This window comes from Bradyrhizobium sp. USDA 4454 (genome assembly GCF_054822705.1).
The window spans coordinates 7,698,126-7,713,734 of record NZ_JBTRCN010000001.1 but is presented as its reverse complement, the minus strand read 5'-3'; the positions used below and the strand labels follow the sequence as shown (position 1 = coordinate 7,713,734).

General features: G+C 65.3%; 12 protein-coding genes. 3 read left to right on the top strand and 9 right to left on the bottom strand.

What is annotated here, in order from left to right:
• Positions 1 to 477 precede the first annotated feature (477 nt).
• Positions 478 to 765 carry a GIY-YIG nuclease family protein gene (locus ACVIW0_RS35910; RefSeq protein WP_461356646.1) on the bottom strand — a complete coding sequence of 96 codons (288 nt, stop codon included), beginning with the start codon at positions 763 to 765 and terminating at the stop codon, positions 478 to 480.
• A 197-nt stretch (positions 766 to 962) separates the two neighbouring features.
• Between ACVIW0_RS35910 and ACVIW0_RS35905 the strand changes: the two genes are divergently transcribed.
• Positions 963 to 1,394 (top strand): hypothetical protein, encoded by a 432-nt coding sequence (locus ACVIW0_RS35905; protein WP_461356645.1) that lies wholly within the window; start codon positions 963 to 965, stop codon positions 1,392 to 1,394.
• Between the two features lie 114 nt (positions 1,395 to 1,508).
• On the opposite strand, the gene ACVIW0_RS35900 is transcribed toward ACVIW0_RS35905, so the two are convergent.
• Both ACVIW0_RS35900 and pyrE read right to left on the bottom strand, forming a co-directional pair.
• Positions 1,509 to 2,288 carry a DUF2865 domain-containing protein gene (locus ACVIW0_RS35900; protein WP_461357524.1) on the bottom strand — a complete coding sequence of 260 codons (780 nt, stop codon included), beginning with the start codon at positions 2,286 to 2,288 and terminating at the stop codon, positions 1,509 to 1,511.
• 360 nt (positions 2,289 to 2,648) lie between these two features.
• Complete coding sequence (gene pyrE, locus ACVIW0_RS35895; RefSeq protein WP_461356644.1) at positions 2,649 to 3,212, bottom strand: orotate phosphoribosyltransferase; 564 nt, start codon at positions 3,210 to 3,212, stop codon at positions 2,649 to 2,651.
• 202 nt (positions 3,213 to 3,414) lie between these two features.
• On the opposite strand from pyrE, the gene ACVIW0_RS35890 reads away from it, so the two are divergent.
• Positions 3,415 to 4,041, top strand: a complete 627-nt coding sequence (locus ACVIW0_RS35890; RefSeq protein WP_461356643.1) for a glutathione S-transferase family protein — start codon at positions 3,415 to 3,417, stop codon at positions 4,039 to 4,041.
• A gap of 163 nt (positions 4,042 to 4,204) precedes the next feature.
• On the opposite strand, the gene ACVIW0_RS35885 is transcribed toward ACVIW0_RS35890, so the two are convergent.
• The 6 genes from ACVIW0_RS35885 to ACVIW0_RS35860 form a co-directional block, all read right to left on the bottom strand.
• Positions 4,205 to 4,840: a LysE family translocator gene (locus ACVIW0_RS35885; protein ID WP_456750793.1), complete on the bottom strand. Its 636-nt coding sequence runs from the start codon at positions 4,838 to 4,840 to the stop codon at positions 4,205 to 4,207.
• A 416-nt stretch (positions 4,841 to 5,256) separates the two neighbouring features.
• Positions 5,257 to 8,295, bottom strand: coding sequence for a DNA polymerase I (gene polA, locus ACVIW0_RS35880; RefSeq protein ID WP_461356642.1), 3,039 nt, complete (start codon positions 8,293 to 8,295; stop codon positions 5,257 to 5,259).
• 239 nt (positions 8,296 to 8,534) lie between these two features.
• A complete protein-coding gene (locus ACVIW0_RS35875; protein WP_461356641.1) occupies positions 8,535 to 9,272 on the bottom strand; it encodes a response regulator in 738 nt (245 codons plus the stop codon).
• Positions 9,269 to 11,014, bottom strand: a complete 1,746-nt coding sequence (locus ACVIW0_RS35870; protein ID WP_461356640.1) for an ATP-binding response regulator — start codon at positions 11,012 to 11,014, stop codon at positions 9,269 to 9,271. The genes ACVIW0_RS35875 and ACVIW0_RS35870 overlap by 4 nt, the downstream gene beginning before the upstream one ends.
• Positions 10,984 to 13,050 (bottom strand): sensor histidine kinase, encoded by a 2,067-nt coding sequence (locus ACVIW0_RS35865; protein ID WP_461356639.1) that lies wholly within the window; start codon positions 13,048 to 13,050, stop codon positions 10,984 to 10,986. Before ACVIW0_RS35865 ends, ACVIW0_RS35870 begins: the two co-directional genes overlap by 31 nt.
• Positions 13,051 to 13,084: 34 nt before the next feature.
• The gene (locus tag ACVIW0_RS35860; RefSeq protein WP_461356638.1) at positions 13,085 to 14,074 is read right to left on the bottom strand and encodes a TRAP transporter substrate-binding protein; all 990 of its coding nucleotides are present in this window, start codon (positions 14,072 to 14,074) and stop codon (positions 13,085 to 13,087) included.
• A 198-nt stretch (positions 14,075 to 14,272) separates the two neighbouring features.
• Between ACVIW0_RS35860 and ugpB the strand changes: the two genes are divergently transcribed.
• Positions 14,273 to 15,592, top strand: coding sequence for a sn-glycerol-3-phosphate ABC transporter substrate-binding protein UgpB (ugpB, locus tag ACVIW0_RS35855; protein ID WP_461357523.1), 1,320 nt, complete (start codon positions 14,273 to 14,275; stop codon positions 15,590 to 15,592).
• Positions 15,593 to 15,609: the final 17 nt, after the last annotated feature.

Here is a 15,609-nt window from a genome sequence, read left to right as displayed (position 1 = left end):
AGGACCGGGCCGAACTCAGGCACTCGGCCTGCCACTTGCAGCGCCATCGTCGGCTGCGAACGCCGAGATTTTGCGACAGTTTTGCCGGAACATGCTGATCGAGATCGCGGCCGCAGCGTTGCGCGCGGTGTGCATCACGGCGACGAGCGGAGCCTGCGCCGCGGCACGTTTAATGCGGTGACAGACCGCTGTCGGCAGCGAATTGAACACCGCACAACGCGCTTCATGCGCTGCTCGGGAACACCGTGGTGATACGGATTCCCAAGGTTTAACAAGTCCTTTACAACCACATTTGTCGCTCGTGGGGCGGGCACATATTTTAGCTCCGACGCATTTCATTCCGAAGCAATTTTTCAACGGGCCGCTGACGTAAGTCAGCGGCCCGAATTGCTTTTGGGGGAGCGCGCGACAGGGCGATGATGCTCGCTCGCCCCACATCGTCGTCCTGGCGAAAGCCAGGACCCATTACCCCAACTGTCAAATGAGGTCGGATCGGTCGTTCCAATCCGGATTTTCAGCCTCAATCAGCTTGATCTTCCAATCCCGCTTCCAGAACTTCAATTGCTTCTCGCGCGCGATCGCCTCTTGCGGCGTGGCGAATTCCTCGAGGTGAACGAGCCGCACTTGGTATTTGTAGACAAACCTGGAGCCTCGGCCCGAACGATGCAGTTCGAGCCGCAGGCGAACGTCGTTAGTCACGCCGATGTAGATCGTTCCGTTATGGCGGTTGGCGAGGATGTAGACGGAGTAGCTGCCGGTGCTCATGCGTGGCCAAGGCTCGCAATAATGTCGGCCTGTCGGGGTAATGGGTCCTGGCTTTCGCCAGGACGACGGCGATGGATAATGACTTGTAAACCAATCAGAACGAATTAAGAACACTTTAGCAAGTCTTTGATATATCATTGTGATTCGGCGTGCCCGCCGACACAATATCTATGGTCTCCCAGTCTCGCGAGGGCTACATGTCCACCATCGCCTTTGATCAATTCGCTCTGACCCGGATTGCCGATTTCGCGCGCTCGCTGTCGCGGCTGCATCAGGCCTCGCGGCGCCAGCCGATCGACGACGACCAGCTCGATCGCGAGTTCAATGCAGTCTGCATGTCGATCTGGGGCTACACCACGGATGATTTCAGCGACGAGCTGTTTTCGCTCGAAGATCACGCCTGGCTCGATACGCTCGACGAAGCCCATGCGCGGATCTTCGCCGCCGAGCAGGGCTACGACCTCGTCGACGATCAGGGCATGCTGACCGACTGGTGGGGCTATTGCTGGATGATCCTGGCCGAGAAGCGCGGCATCCTCAATCCGGAGAACCGCGCCGCCGCGCGGGCCGCGATCGAGGAGAAATACCTGGCGGCGCCGAATGTGATCGGCGTGATCGTGGCGCGCTGACAGTTTGTAATGTCGTCATTCCGGGGCGCCTCGAAGAGGCGAACCCTCAGGTGCGCAATTGCGCATCTGAGGTCTGGTGCTTACGCACCATCCCGGAATGACGGCGTCCGCCCGTCAGTTCGCCTCGGCCCGCTTGGCGGGCTTTGCGGCATGGCCCTTCGGCACAACGGACGTCGGCGCCGGCGGCGCCGCATCACTTCCGGTCTCCGCCAGCGGCGCCTCGTTCGCGATTTCGGCGCTGACGGGAGCGACCTTCATTTCGCCGAGCCGGGCGCGGACCGCTGCGGTCAATCCGGGATAGGACGCCACCGGCGTGAAGTCGAACGCCTGCTCGTTGCCGACCCGGACGCCGGTGTAGGCGACGAGGCCGTCGGTGGTCGCGATCACGTCGCCGGCCTTCAGCGAGGCATCGAGCGTGAGGTCGATCGGCGCAAGGCCTGCCGGATCGCGGCCGTTGCAGGTGCAGTCGGCGCGCAGCGCCTTGCGATAGGCGAAGGCGTTCTCGCTGTCGGCGTAACGCTCTCCCGTGGTCGATGCGGAGCTGTCGATATGGCCGCCGTAATAGACCTTGGTGGCGCTTGCCGGACAGAACGCCTGGCAGAGCTGCGCCGGCGTGGCATTGCCGCGCATCGTCAGCGGGAAATACTTGCCGTCGCAGGTTCGCACGCAATAGGCCGGTCCGGAACCGGCCACGCGTGGGGCCGAGGCCGCGGATGCCTGGCGTTCCGGCTGCTGGTTGAGGCCGAACGGATCGGCGAAGAAATTGGCCTGCGGCGGAGCCTGTCGGCCCGGCTGCTTCTGGGCACCGCCGAAGAAGAAGTCGAACAGCCCTTCGGCCGAGGCGGGCGCGGGCACGACCAGGATGGAACCCGCAACGGCCGCGACGGCCAGCATCACGCGGCGCCGCAGACGCCGATCACTCAACTCTGTACGCAACGCCAACTCCACCCGACGCGCCGCGGCGACACGATGCCCCGGCGGAATCACCTTAGGCTGGGACGGTAAACGAGCGATTGATTGCGCGTGACGGCGTCACAAAGAAGACGGGGCGCGCGAATCTTCCTTACCTCGCCCCGCTTGCGGGGAGAGGTCGGATCGCATCGCAAGATGCGATCCGGGGGGCCGGGGGTACAGGTCTTACTACGCTCACTGCTCGCGGATGCAGCCCCTCACCCCAACCCTCTCCCCGCATCGCCTTCGCCCGAAGGCGGGCTTCGGCGGACAAGAGAGCGGGGCGAGGGAGAAGAGAGACCATCAATCCTTCAGGAACTCGCCGGCCTTGTACAGCGCGCGGAACGGCAAGCCGGCTTCGGCAAAGGTCTCGGTGGCGCCTTCCTCGCGGTCGATCATGGTGAAGACCAGGGCGATCTCGCCGCCGGCCTCCCGCACGGCTTCCGCCGCCTTCAGCGCCGAGCCGCCGGTGGTGGTGACGTCCTCGACGATCACGATGCGCTTGCCGACCAGCGTCTCGCCCTTGGCGAGCCCTTCGACCGAGAGCCGCGCGCCGTGCTCCTTCGGCTTCTTGCGCACGAAGAACGCCGCGATCGGGTGGCCCTTCAGCCAGGACAGCTGCGCGATGGCGCCGGCGAGCGGCACCGCGCCCATCTCGAGCCCGCCGACGAAATCGAGCCTGTCGTCCTTCAGCGCTTCATAAGTCAGCTCGGCAAGCAGGGCCGCGCCCTCGGGATCGAGCATCGTCGGCTTCAGGTTGAAATAGAAATCGCTCTTGCGCCCCGATGCCAGGGTGATCTCGCCGCGGCCGAACGAACGCTTGCGGATGATCTCGGCGAGGCGGGCGCGGGAGGCTGATTTGGACAAGGCTTTTTCCCTCTCGGGGTTCTCTGGGGCTTTGAGGCGGCCGGCAATCTATCGGCGGCAACAGGCACATTCCAGCGGGTAAATCCCGCCGTCAACAGTGAGGGTGCCGCCATTTCGGCGCAGCGCTGTGCGGAAAGCGCGGGTTGTGCGGCCCGCGGCTTCCCCCTAAAGCAAGCGCCAAACATTTGCACGGGAAGCGGAAATGACCATCGAGCTGCACACCTGGAACACGCCCAATGGCCGCAAGATCTCGGTGGCGCTGGAGGAAATGGGGCTGCCCTACAAGGTGATCCCGGTGAATATCGGCAAGGGCGAGCAGATGGCGCCCGCCTTCCTCGCGATCAGCCCGAACAACAAGATTCCGGCGATCGTCGATCCCGACGGCCCCGGCGGCAAGCCGGTCAGCATCTTCGAGTCCGGCGCGATCCTGCTCTATCTCGGCGAGAAGACCGGCAAGTTCCTGCCGAAACCGCTGGCCGAGCGGATCCCGGTCTATGAATGGCTGATGTGGCAAATGGGAGGTTTCGGCCCGATGCCGGGCCAGGTGCACCATTTCATCGCGCTGGAGCACGAGCAGGACCGCGCCTACGGCCTGAAGCGCTACATGGCCGAGACGCGCCGGCTCTACGGCGTGCTGGACCGCCGGCTCGAGGGCCGCGACTTCGTCGCCGGCGATCTCTCGGTGGCCGATTTCGCCATCCTCGGCTGGGCCTGGCGCCACCCGCGCCACAAGGTCGATCTCGGCGACTTCCCCAACGTCAAGCGCTGGTACGAAACGCTGATGGCCCGCCCCGCCACGAAGCGCGGGATGGAAGCGAAGCTGGATTGAAGACCGCTGAATTTAAGAAATGGGGTAGTCAGTCGGGCAATCGCACAGCTCTCTCGTCATTCCGGGGCTCGCCGCAGGCGAGAGCCCGGAATCCATTCATCCACACATTATGTGGCCCGATGGATTCCGGGCTCGTGCTTCGCACGCCCCGGAATGACGGTGGCTACGCCTTCCTCGCCTCGAGCGCCATCTTCATCGCGAGCCCTGCGAGCACCGTGCCCATCAGCCAGCGCTGCACCAAGAGCCAGGTCGGGCGGGTGCCGAGGAACACCGCGATCGAACCGGCGGCGAGCGCGATCATCGCGTTGACGCTGACGCTGATCACGATCTGGATCGAGCCGAGCGCGAGCGACTGCGACAGCACGCTGCCGCCGGCGGGATCGATGAACTGCGGCAGCAGCGCCAGATACAGCATCGCGATCTTCGGGTTCAGAAGATTGGTGAGGAAGCCCATCGCGAACAATTTGCGCGGGCCGTCGATCTTCAGCGCCTTGACCTGGAACGGCGAGCGGCCGCCGGGCTTCAACGCCTGCCACGCCAGCCACAGCAGATAGCCGGCGCCGGCGAAGCGCAGCGCGTCATAGGCGTAGGGGATCGCAAACAGCAGCGCGGTGATGCCGAACGCCGCGCACAGCATGTAGAACACGAAGCCGAGCGCGACGCCGCCGAGCGAGACGATGCCGGCCGCCGGCCCCTGCGTGATCGAGCGCGAGATCAGGTACATCATGTTCGGTCCCGGCGTCAGCACCATGCCGAGGCAGACCAGCGCAAAGCCGAGCAGGGCGGATGTGTGGGGCATGATGGGTCTCGCGAGGGGATGCACGCAGTTCTAGCGTGTCGTCATCGGCGCGGCCATGCCGGAATTGTACTCGGAGCAATGTGTATGCGGCAGCGGTGCGAGAGTTTCACGAACGGCGGATCGTGCACGGCAAGTCAGGTGAGCGCACTGTCAGGCTCCCTCTCCCCTTGCGGGAGAGGGTGGGGAGAGGGGTAGCCCCGGGCGAGATGATGATGGACACGCGGCTCGTGCAATATCGAACTGCGCGTCATCGAAGCTCATGTTGAGATCTCGTCGTGTGGTACCCCTCTCCCCACCCTCCCCCGCAAGGGGGGAGGGAGCCCGTCTGCCGGTGCTCGCCTTACTCGGAGCGGCGCCGCGCACGCAGCGATGCGCTACTTGACCGACGAGCGGCCGCTGTCCCCGCTCTCGAGACTCTAATGCGCCTCGTCCCAATTGTTGGCGGCGCGGGCGTCGACCTGCAGCGGCAGCGACAGGATCACCGCGGGGAACGGTGCGTCTTGCATCACCTTCTGCACCACCGGCAGCGTCGCCGCGACCTCGCCGTCGGGCACCTCGAAGATCAATTCGTCATGCACCTGCAGCAGCATCTGCGCGGTGAGCTTCTTTTCGGCGAGCGCGTCCTCGACCCGGATCATGGCGCGACGGATGATGTCGGCCGCGGTGCCCTGCAAGCGCGCATTGATCGCGGCGCGCTCGTTGAAGGCGCGCACCGAGGCGTTGGAAGCCTTGATGTCCGGGTAGTACATTTTGCGGCCGAACAGCGTCGTCACATAGCCGTTGCGGCGGCAGGAGTCCTTGGTCTCGTCCATATAGGCGCGGATGCCGGGGAAGCGCTCGAAATATTTCTTGATGTAGGCCGAAGCCTCCTCGCGCGCGATGCCGAGCTGGTTGGCGAGGCCGAACGCCGAGATGCCGTAGATGATGCCGAAATTGATCGCCTTGGCGCGGCGGCGCACCTCGCTCGGCATGTCCTTGATCGGCACGCCGAACATCTCGGAGGCCGTCATGGCGTGAATGTCGAGCCCGTCGCGGAACGCCTGGCGCAGCACCGGGACGTCGGCGATCTCCGCCAGCAGCCGCAGTTCGATCTGGGAATAGTCGGCCGACACCAGCTTGTGGCCCGGCGTCGCGATGAAGGCGCGACGGATCTTGCGGCCGTCCTCGGTCCGCACCGGGATGTTCTGCAAATTAGGCTCGTTTGACGACAGCCGCCCGGTCGTGGTCGCGGCCAGCGCGTAAGTCGTGTGGACGCGATGGGTCTGCGGGTTGACGTAATTCGGCAGCGCGTCGGTGTAGGTCGATTTCAATTTCGAGACCTGGCGCCATTCCAGGATCTTCTTCGGGAATTCGTGGCCCTGTTCGGCGAGCTCGTCGAGCACCTGCGCGGTGGTCGACCACGCGCCGGTCTTGGTCTTGCTGCCGCCGGGCAATCCCATCTTGCCGAAGATGATGTCGCCGATCTGCTTCGGGCTGCCGACATTGACCGGCTCGCCGGCGATCTCCTGGATCTCGGCCTCGACCCGCGCCGCGGTCTGGGCGAAATCGCCCGACAGCCGCGACAGCACCTGGCGGTCGATCGAGATGCCGCGGCGCTCCATCCGCGCCAGCACCGAGACCAGCGGCCGCTCCAGCGTCTCGTAGACCGTCGTCATCCGCTCGGCGACGAGGCGCGGCTTCAGCACGCGCCACAGCCGCAGGATCACATCGGCGCTTTCGGCGGCGTATTCGGCCGCCTTGTCGATCGTGACCTGATCGAAGGTCAGCTTGCCCTTGCCGCTGCCAACGAGGCCGCCGTAATTGACGACGGCATGGCCGAACCAGCGCTCGGCGAGCGCCTCCAGCGCATGCGAGCCGCGGCCGGCATCGAGCGCGTAGGACATCAGCTGCGCATCGTCGACGTTGCGCAGCGTGACGCCGTGTTGCGCCAGCATCACCGAGGTGAACTTGACGTTGAAGCCGACCTTCTGGATGCCTGTCGACTCCAGCAGCGGCTTCAGCGCCTTCAGCGCATCGGCGGTCTTGATCTGGCCGGGCGCGAGGCCGGCGTCGAACAGGCCGGCGCCGCCGCCGGGCGCCTTGTGGCCGAGCGGGATGTAGCAGGCGTCGTTGGGCGCCACGGCCAAGGCCAGTCCTGACAGCTCGGCCTGCATCGGATCGATCGATTCCGACATCGCCTCGATCGCGAGATAGCCGGTGTCGTGCGCGCGCGCGATCACGGCGTTGAGCTGATCGAGACTGTCGATCGCCCGGTACGCCTTGCGATCGAAGCCGGTCTTGCGGATCGCCTCGCCGCGGGCCTCCGCCAGCATGGCCGGCGTGCCCTTGCGGTTGGAGTTCTTGTCGTCGCGCGCGCCGGTCGGCTTGGCTTTCGCAGCCGGTGCCGCAGCCGATGTTGGCGCATCGCCGGGCGTGGGCGTCACGTCCGACGGCGGCAGCGGCGAGAACACGCTGGCGCCGCTCTTGTTGCCGGGATCGGCGTCGACATTGGCCGGATCGATCTGCGCATACTCGGCGACGCGGCGGGTGAGGGTGGTGAACTCCATCGCCTTGAGGAAGGCGATCAGCTTGCGCGCATCGGGATCGTGCACGGCGAGGTCGTCGAGCGGCACTTCGAGCTCGACCTTGTCGTCGAGCAGCACCAGCTGGCGCGAGATCCGCGCCTTCTCGGCATTCTCCAGCAGCGCCTCGCGCCGCTTCGGCTGCTTGATCTCGGTGGCGCGGAACAGCAACTGATCGAGGTCGCCATATTCGATGATCAGCTGCGCCGCCGTCTTGACACCGATGCCGGGCACGCCCGGCACGTTGTCGGTGGAATCGCCGGCCAGCGCCTGCACCTCGACCACCTTCTCCGGCGGCACGCCGAATTTCTCGATCACCTCGTCGCGGCCGATGCGGCGATCCTTCATGGTGTCGTACATCACGACCTTGTCGGTGACGAGCTGCATCAGGTCCTTGTCGGACGACACGATCGTCGTGGTCGCGCCGCGCTCGGTGGCGAGCCGCGCATAGGTCGCGATCAGATCGTCGGCCTCGAAGCCGACCTGCTCGAGGCAGGGCAGGTCGAAGGCGCGCACTGCTTCGCGGATCAGCGCGAATTGCGGGATCAGATCATCGGGCGCCGGCGGCCGGTGCGCCTTGTAATCCGGATAGAGCTTGTTGCGGAAGGTGATCTCCGACTTGTCGAACACGATCGCCAGATGCGTCGGCCGGTTGTCCTCGGGCATGTCGCGCAGCAGCTTCCACAGCATGTTGCAGAAGCCGAGCACGGCGTTGACCTGCAGCCCGTCGGACTTGCGGTTCAGCGGCGGCAGCGCGTGGTAGGCGCGGAAGATGTAGGACGAGCCGTCGACCAGGAACACATGATCGCCCTTCGCCGCGGGCTTGGCGGCAACGGGCTTGGCGGCGGTCTTCGGAGCTGGCTTGGCGGGGTCTTTGGAGGCTGTTTTCGGCATGGCCGAAACTTAGGGATTTTTGCGCGGATTGACAGCCTTACCTGTGTGGATTCTGTGCGTGCCGCACACCAATTCGATGAATTTGAGACCCGTCATCCTGAGGAGCCTGCGCAGCAGGCGTCTCGAAGGATCGACGGCCACGGACCGGGCCGTGCATCCTTCGAGACGCCGCTTCGCGGCTCCTCCAGCGACAAAGGCAAAGCCTTTGCGCGGGGATGACGGAAGTGGTACCGGAATCGTTACGCCTTGTCCCCCGTCGGCGAGAACAGGTAGCCGCCGCCGCGGATGGTGCGGATCACCGACGGCTTGGTCGGATCGAATTCGATCTTGCGTCGGATGCGCATGATGCGCAGGTCGACGGCGCGGTCGAAGGCTTCGGCGTCGCGCGCATTGGCGAGTTCCAAAAGCCGCTCGCGCGACAGCACGCGCTTCGGGTTGGCCGCGAACACCTTGAGCAGGCCGAATTCGGAAGCGGTCAGCGGATGCTCGTTGCCCTCGTCGTCGCGCAGCGCCTGGGCCTCGAGATCGAGCCATTTGGTTCCGAACCGCACCAATTGCTCCTTTTGGGCCTTGCTACCGGCCGGTTCCGGCGCGGCTGATTTCGCAGGCCCGCTCCGCCGCAGCACCGAGCGGATCCGCGCCATCAGCTCGCGCAATTCGCAGGGTTTTGCCACGTAATCGTCGGCGCCGATCTCGAGCCCGACCACCCGGTCGATCGGACTGGCAGTAGCTGTCAGCATAATGACGGGGACGTTGATCTTGCTCTTGAGGTCACGAATGATCGACAGCCCGTCTTCCTCGGGCATGTTGAGGTCGAGCACCACGAGATCGGGCGTGCTGCTCTCGATCTCCTTGCGCAGGCTCTTGCCGCCGTCGCACAGCGTCACGCCGAAGCCGTGCATCTTGAGGTAATCGCCGACCATCTCGCGGGCCGGCGCCTCGTCGTCGACGATGAAGATATGCGGGTTCTGGTTCATGTCTCTGTCGCCGGCAGTGTAACCGTAAAGGTCGACCCCTGTCCGGGGCCCGGGCTCTGCGCGGTCACATGGCCGCCATGCATGTCGATGATGCGCTTGACGATGGAGAGGCCGAGCCCGGTCGAGCTCTCGCCGGCGGTCGGCTTGGCCGACAGCCGCTGGAACCGGCCGAACAGCCGGCTGAGGTCCTCGGGGCTGAGGCCCGGCCCCTGATCGACGATTCGGATCACCGTGTCGTCACCCTCATGGTTGACCGAGACCGTGATCTTGCCGCCGATCGGCGAATATTTGATGGCGTTGCTGACCAGATTGTCGATCGCCTCGCGGATCCGGTCGGCGTCGCACATCGTGACGAAATGCTGCGGGCCCGAGACCGAGATGCTCTGCTGCTTGTTGATGGCCGAGGGCAGATTGGCCTCGGTGACCTCGGTGACGAGCGCTGCGACATCGACCGGCTCACGGCGGATGGTGATGTCGAAGGCGTCGGCCATCGCGTCCGAGATCAGGTGGTCGACCATCGAGGTCAGCCGCTTGGTGGCATCGCGGATGTGCTCGACCTGCGCGGTGACGTTCTCCTTCGGCGAGCCGGCGCCGATCAGTTCGGTCAGCATCTCGGTGCGGCCGAGGATCACGCCGAGCGGGTTCTTCAGGTCGTGGGCGACGGTGCCGAGGATCTCGTTCTTGAAGCCGTTGGCGCGCTGCAACCGCAGCCACTGCGCCGACAGCCGCCGGTTGGCCTGCATCAGCGCGCGGGTGCGCTGCGCGACGCGGTCCTCGAGCTGGGTGTTGGCCTCCTGCAGCTGCTGGTACAGGATCACATTGTCGAACGCGATCGAGAGCCGGCTCGAGAAGATCTCGACCAGCGCGCGGTCGGTGTCGGAGAGCTGGCGCTCGGCCTGCAGCAGCACCACCACCTCGCGGCCGCTGCCGGTGCGCGAATAGAGCACGCTGCGGTGGTCGGCGAACTCGTTCTTGCGGGCCTGGAACGCGGCTTCCACCATGTGCCGCAGATCGGGATCGAGCGCCTTCGACGAGGTGGTACCGATGAAGCGGCTGTAGCAGCCCGAGCAGGCCAGCACCGAGAAATCGCACGCGGCCGCGTTGCCGTCGTCGCGCAGCACCAGAATGCCGGCGCAATCGACATTGAGCAGCGAGGCAAGCTGGGTCAGCACGCCCTCGGCCAGCCGCTGCATCGACTTGAAGTCGTACAATGTCGAGGCGGCGTCGATGATGATCTCGAGCCCGCGTCGCGTCTGCACCATGCGCTCGAGCTGCTGGTAGCTGCGCAGCGCTGCGGTCAGCGAGGTGAACAGCTTGTCGGCGGTCAGCTCGGTCTTCGCCTTGTAGTCGTTGATGTCGTACTGCACGATGACGCGCCGTTCCGGCGCCTGGCCGGGCTGGCCGGTGCGCAGGATGATGCGGACGGTCTCGTTCTTGATCTCGTTGCGGATGTATTCGACGAGCTCGAGCCCGGCGACGTCGGTCTCCATGATGACGTCGAGCAGCACGGCGGCGATGTCGGGATTGTCCCGCATCAGCGTGCGGCCTTCGGCCGCGGAATAGGCCGAGAGGATCTCCAGCGTCGCGCCGTTCAGATTGTAGTCGCTGAGCGCGAAGCGGGTGCCTTCATGGACGGCATGGTCGTCGTCGATGACGGCGATCTTCCATTTGCGGGCCGACGAGTCCTCCGGGGGGCTCTCGGTATCGTCGATCAGTTGGAGGACATCGTCCTGTTCGGCCATTGACTGCTTCCGTCGGCTGCTGCGTCAGTGATCGTGGGCTCGCTCTTGGCAGCCCCCTTGGCGATCCTGGGCATGATAATGCGAAAAGTTGTGCCTTGTCCTACCCTTGACTCCAGCATCATGCGTCCGCCGAGCTGCTGGGTGACCAGGTTATAGACGATATGCAGGCCGAGGCCCGTACCACCTTCGTTGCGCCGCGTCGTAAAGAACGGGTCGAACGCCTGTCGCTGCACGTCCGGCGTCATGCCAGCCCCGTCGTCCGCGAAGATGATCTCGACATCATCAGCGCCGCGCCCGCGCGCCGAGATCGTGATGTTGCCGGAGCGGCCATCGGCAAACGCATGATTGACGGCGTTCAGGAAAAGATTGGTTAAGATCTGGCCATAAGCCCCGGGATAACCGTCGATCAGGAGGCCCTCGGGCACGTCGACGGACAGCGCGATCGCGGCCTTCTTCAGCACCGGGCGGAGGCTCGCCACGATCTGGTCGGTCGATTCGCTCAAGGCGAACTGGCGGCGCTCGGCATGCGAGCGGTCGACCGCGACCTGCTTGAACGACTGGATCAGCTCGCCGGCGCGCTGCAGGTTGGACACCAGTTGCTGCGATGCGTCACGCGAGGCGCGCACGAATTCGTCGAGCTTGGAGCGGCGCAGCGCCTCGGTCCGGAGCTCGCTCTCGAAGATCTCGCTGCGGCGGGCGAAGCTCGAGGCCACCGTCAGGCTGATGCCGATCGGGTTGTTGACCTCGTGGGCGACGCCGGCAACCAGGCCGCCGAGCGCGGCGAGGCGCTCGGCATCGATCAGGTTCTGCTGCGCGGTGTTGAGCTCGAACAGCGCGCTCTCGGCCTTCTCCTTGGCGGTGCGCAGCTCGTCCTCGGTCTTGCGCTTGGCGATGGCGTTTTCGCGGAATACTTCCACCGCGCGCGCCATGGCGCCGACCTCGTCCTTGGCCGAGGTGCCCTGCACCGGCCGGTCCAGATCGCCCGAGGTGATGGTGCGCATCGCCGCCATGATCTGTGCCAGCGGCAGCCGAATCGACAGCGCGATCATGACGCCGGCCGACATGATGACGCCGAGGAAGATCACGGCGATCGACAGCACCCGACGCGAGATCGACGCCAGCGTCCGGTCGAACGTCTCCTGCGCCTTCTGCTCGCGCTGGCGCATCTTCACCGAGAGATCGTCGATCGCGCCGATCGCGTCGGCCTGGCTGGCGTCGATCGAGTTGCGCAGCAATTCGGTGCGGTTGGTGAGCTGATCGCTGAGCTTGCCGAGCCCGTCGCGCAGCTCGGCGGTTTTGACCTTGAGCCGCGCCAGCGCCATGCGCTGCAAATCGTTCTCGGCCAGGTCGGTCATGACGGGGATCGTCCGCTCGATCGTATCGATGTTGCGGCGGGCTTCCTCGGCCGACGAGGAGGCAAGCGAGAGGTAGTAGGCGTTGGCGGCGACCAGGAGCGAGGTGAAGGCTTCGCGCGATTTGCCCAGCGCGGGCCAGATCAGCGCGTCGCGATGGCCGGTGGCGCCCTCGATGATCGAATACAGCCCGGCCATGTCCTTGGTCGGCGACAGCACCTGCTCGTCATAGGTCTTGGCGATCTGGGTCTGCACGGTGCGCAATTCGCCGAAGCCGTCGAGGAAGCGGCTGGTGACGCGCTCCAGCTGCTCGACCGAGCCCGACAGCATCGGGTCGGTCGAGGCCCGGTTGGTCAGGGTGCCGAGCACGGCCTCGCGCAGCAGCAGGATTTCCGCGAACAGGTCCGGGCTCGGCTGGTTGATGTAGCGGTGGATCAGGTTCTGCAGCCGGCTGGTCTCGCTTTCCAGCTTGGCCAGGACCTTGTCGGATTCCCGCACTTGGCGGACATCCTCCCAGGCCGAGCCGAGCACCTTGGAGCCGTTCCAGATCAGCACCGCCAGCACGATCACGACCGCGGAGTTGAGCAGCGCGATCGACAGGATGCGCCAGCGGATCGGCACCGCACGCAGCAACTGGACGATGCGGAAGCGGCCCTGCGGCCCGAAGGCCGCCCGCCGTCGCATCGTCCCGTCCTGCTCTGGTGCGGCCAAGATCCGGTTACTCCAGGTTGCGGATGCGTTCGATCAGCGCCGCCATCGCCGGATCGCGTTCCGCCTTGGCATAGACGCCGGCCATCGCCGCCTCGAACGGCTTGCGGTCGAAGTCGGTCACGACCTTGACGCCGGCCTGCTCGGCCTGCTTGCGCGAGCGGTCCTCGAGCTCCCGCCACTTCTCACGCATGTAGAGGCTGGAGCGCTGTGCGGCCTCGCGGAAGATGGTCTGCTCATCCGGCGTGAGGCTGGCCCAGGCCTTTTGCGACATCACCAGCACTTCGGGGCTCACGGTATGTTGGGTCAGGGTGTAGTAGCCGGCGTATTTGTAGTGACCGGTGGTGACGAAAGACGGCCAGTTATTCTCCGCGCCGTCAATCAGCCGGTTGGCCAGCCCGGTCAGCACCTGGCCGTAGGGCATCTCGACCGGCTCAGCGCCGAGCGCGCGGATCATGGCCGACATCTGCGCCGATTGCTGCACGCGCAGCCGCAACCCCCTGAGGTCGTCGAGCGAACGCACCGCGCGCACGCTGTTGTAGATCGAGCGGGCACCGGAATCGTAGAAGGTCAGTCCGACAAAGCCGTGGGCCTCGAAACTGTTCAGGATCTCGCTGCCGATCGGTCCGTCCAGCACATGTTGCAGGTGCTCCAGCGATCGAAACAGGAACGGCATCGCCAGCACGTTGACCTGCGGCACCATGGTTCCGATCAGCGCGACATTGGTCCGGTTCAGATCGATCGCGCCGGCCCGGGTCTGCTCCAGCGTCTCCTTTTCCTCGCCGAGCTGGCGGGAATGGAACACCACGATGCGGTGTTTGCCTCCGGTGCGCTCGGTGATCAGGCGATCCATGTAATTCAGCGCCTGGACGGTGGGGTAGTCCTCGTTCTGGGTATCGGCGGTGCGGAATTCGCGCGCCAAAGCACTCGCCGAGACCGCTGTGCACCACAGCGCGACGGCAAGCGTGACGATCCGCGAAAGGCCGGCGCGGCGGTACACAGGCTACAATTCCCCTTGTGATGTATGTCCAGGGCGGGAGCAAAAGGTTCAACGCTTTTTTAGCAGAACGGCGCTGCTTCGCCCATCGGCCAAAACGTTAATTCGGCCATGCAACCTGCGGTGTCGGTTGAATCTGCGGTTGTGCCGCCTTATTGAGGGCATGTCGGCACCCGGGAATAGCGCGTCGTGACGTTCACCTTGAAGCTCGCCTGCAGGCTCCTGCATCTCGTCGCCGCAGCCTGTCTGCTGATCGCGCCCGCGCGCGCGGCGACCGAGATCATGTGGTGGCACGCGATGTCGGGCGAGCTCGGCAAGCAGCTCGAGAAGCTCGCTGCCGACTTCAACGCCGCCCAATCCGACTACCGGATCGTGCCCGCCTACAAGGGCAACTATACCGAGACCGTCACCGCGGCGATCTTCGCCTTCCGCTCGCGCAGCCAGCCGGCGATCGTCCAGGTCAACGAGATTGCCACCGCAACCATGATGGCGGCGCGCGGCGCGATCTATCCGGTGTTCGAATTGATGCGCGACCAGTCGGAGGCTTTCAACCCGCAGGCCTATCTGCCGGCGGTGGCCGGCTACTATGCCGATGTCGACGGCAACATGCTGTCGTTCCCGTTCAACGCCTCGACGCCGATCCTCTACTACAACAAGGATATGTTCCGCTCCGCCGGGCTCGATCCGAGTGTGCCGCCGAAGACCTGGCCCGAGCTCGGCACGATGGCGAAACGGCTGCGCGCGGCCGGCGCGATGTGCGGTTTCACCACCTCATGGCCATCCTGGATCAATGTCGAGAATTTTTCCGCCTTCCACAATCTGCCGATCGCGACCAGGGCCAACGGCTTTGCCGGGCTCGACGCGCAGCTGGTCTTCAACAACCCGATCGTGATGCGTCATATCGCGCAGCTCGCGCAATGGCAGGCCGACAAGTCGTTCGACTACAGCGGCCGCGGCCAGGCGGCCGAGCCGCGCTTCCAGAAGGGCGAGTGCGGCATCTTCATCGGCTCGTCGGGCACCCGCGCCGACATCAAGGCCAATTCGAAATTCGAGGTCGGCTACGGCATGATGCCGTACGATCCCGACGTGCAGGGCGCGCCGCAGAACTCGATCATCGGCGGCGCCACGCTGTGGGTGCTGCGCGACCGGCCGCGCGCCGAATATGCCGGGGTGGCGAAATTCTTCGCCTATCTGTCGCGGCCGGAGGTGCAGGCCGCCTGGCACCAGAACACCGGCTATCTGCCGATCACCCGCGCCGCGTTCGATCTCAGCCGCACGCAGGGCTTCTACGATCGCAATCCCGGCGCCTCGATCTCGATCGAGGAGGTCACGCTGAAGCCGCCGACCGATAAGTCCAGGGGCGTCCGCCTCGGCTCCTTCGTCCTGGTCCGCGACGTGATCGAGGAGGAGCTCGAGCAGGTGTTTTCAGGCAAGCGCTCGGCGCAGGCCGCGATGGACAACGCCGTCGAGCGCGGCAACCGCCTGCTGCGCCAGTTCGAGCGCGCCAATCCGGATAGGTGAGGGCCCGTCTGGTCTGC